This window comes from Acinetobacter sp. UBA3025, from assembly GCF_002367915.1.
In the GTDB taxonomy this organism is placed as follows: Bacteria; Pseudomonadota; Gammaproteobacteria; order Pseudomonadales; family Moraxellaceae; genus Acinetobacter.
Genome location: NZ_DFDO01000078.1, coordinates 1,696 through 3,806, shown reverse-complemented (window position 1 = coordinate 3,806; position 2,111 = coordinate 1,696). Strand labels below are relative to the sequence as shown.

Sequence of the window (2,111 nt, the reverse complement as noted above, 5' to 3'; positions counted from 1 at the left end):
TACTGATAATCTGTAGTCATATCAGGATAAGTCAGCAGAAAAATCAGCAACAGACCCGTGCTGATAATCAGGCGGTAGGCGCTATACCATAGGCCCAGATGATATTGATTCAGTTCAGAATAACTGGATGTTTGCGCCATAGGAACCGCATTAAGCAGAGGGTTAAATTAAGGTTTAATCAGGCCATAGCGCATTGCAAGATGGGTTAGTTTAACATCACTATCGATATTCAGTTTTTCGAAGATCCGGTAACGGTAAGTATTAACTGTTTTAACACTTACAAACAGCTTGTCGGCAATTTCCTGCGCGCTGATACAGTTCACTACCATCATGGCTACCTGCATTTCACGTTCAGACAGTGCGTCAAAAGGAGATTGCTGGGTATCGGACAGGTAAGAACTCGCCAGCTGTTCAGCAATGTCGGCACTGAAATATTTACCGCCCTGCATGACTTTATTGATGGCACGGACCATCTCTGATACAGGTGCACCTTTGGTGATATAACCTTTGGCACCTGCTTTCAATAATAGTGAAGGATAAGGTTCTTCAGCCAGGCCACTGACCGCAAGAACTTTGGTTTCAGGAGCAGTCTGTAGCAAACGGCGTGTGGTTTCTACACCACCGATACCTGGCATGTTGACATCTAACAGAACCACATTGGGATGATGCTGACGGACGAGGGTAATTGCTTCTTCACCAGATTCAGCCTGTCCAATCACCTGAACATCCGCATGGTCTTCCAGCATTCTGCAAATTCCAGTACGAACTAATTCATGGTCGTCGACAACTAAAACTGTGATCACCTAGACTCTCCCTCATTAAAAAATCATTTTTTTGTTACATAAAGCAAAATAAGCTTGCAATGAAACTACAAAATTAGCAATCCTATTCGCAGATTAAATCTAAAACTTATCACATAGTGTCAAGAACAAAAAATGTTCGGCATTGTGTTTAAATGTAAGGCATATTAGAGGTAATACGCAAATCAATCTTACCTCTGTTAGTTGAGTGAAGGAATAGTGAAGAAAATAAACAAGTCTTTAAGGCATCTACTCGGCCTGTCCGTGTTAATCAGCATGAGCACGACAAGTTTTGCTGAAATCATTATGAATTCTGGCACAGCAGAGGGCGGATCCAGCATCAGCTGGTCTTCTGATGAAGTCAATCAGCTCATGAATGATAATTTGAGCGTATCTGCTGCAGAACCTTCACCACCAGGTTCAGCAACTGTTACGACGACGATTCGTCAGAGCAGTGCACCAGCGCCAGTACCGACAAAACCTGTACAGATTATTGATAATAGTCATTTTAGTAATCAACCTGCTGTAAGTGCGCGTGCAGCTCTGGTGATGGATTCACAGACAGGTGAAGTGTTATTCAGTAAAAATACCAATAATGCTTACCCGATTGCGTCGATTACCAAATTGATGACTGCAGTAGTGATTTCAGATGCGCGTTTGAATATGTCTGAAAAAATTACCCTGCAACAGGCTGATTTTTCCTGTGCAGGCTGTAAGAGCTCAAGTTCTACCTTAAGAGCCGGGGACAGTATGAATCGTGCTGAAGCCTTATTATTTGCTTTGATGAAGTCTGAGAACCCTGCTGCAGCCGCATTGGCGCGTACGTATCCAGGTGGTCGTGCAGCCTTTATTGCGAAGATGAATGCCAAAGCTAAAGAGCTGGGCATGAATTCAACCCACTATATGGAATCTACTGGCCTGCATCCTGGCAATGTGTCTTCTGCACGTGATTTGGGGATTCTGGTCAATACCGCTTCACAGTACGGCCTGATCCGTCAATTCTCTACCACTGCCAGCTATGATTTCAACCTAGGTTACCGTGTATTGAAATCCAACAACACCAATTCACTGGTGCGTAATGGTGGCTGGAATATCAATCTGTCTAAAACCGGTTATATTAATGAAGCAGGACGTTGTGTCGTCATGCACACCACCTTGAATAACCGTCCTGTGGTGGTCGTGGTATTAGGTGCGGATTCAACTGCTGCACGTACCAATGATGCGACTCGTCTGATGACCTGGGTGTCTAGCCTGCCTAAACAACGTGTTTAATCTTTTTTAAGCGCATATAAAAAGCCCTGCAATTGCAGG

2 protein-coding genes are annotated in these 2,111 nt (G+C 43.9%); one reads left to right on the top strand and one right to left on the bottom strand.

All coding sequences use genetic code 11. From position 1 onward, the window contains the following. Positions 1-167: 167 nt before the first annotated feature. Positions 168-803: a response regulator transcription factor GacA gene (locus B4J23_RS03140; RefSeq protein WP_005233474.1), complete on the bottom strand. Its 636-nt coding sequence runs from the start codon at positions 801-803 to the stop codon at positions 168-170. Between the two features lie 216 nt (positions 804-1,019). On the opposite strand from B4J23_RS03140, the gene B4J23_RS03135 reads away from it, so the two are divergent. Continuing rightward, positions 1,020-2,072, top strand: a complete 1,053-nt coding sequence (locus B4J23_RS03135) for a serine hydrolase (RefSeq protein ID WP_291358734.1) — start codon at positions 1,020-1,022, stop codon at positions 2,070-2,072. Positions 2,073-2,111: the final 39 nt, after the last annotated feature.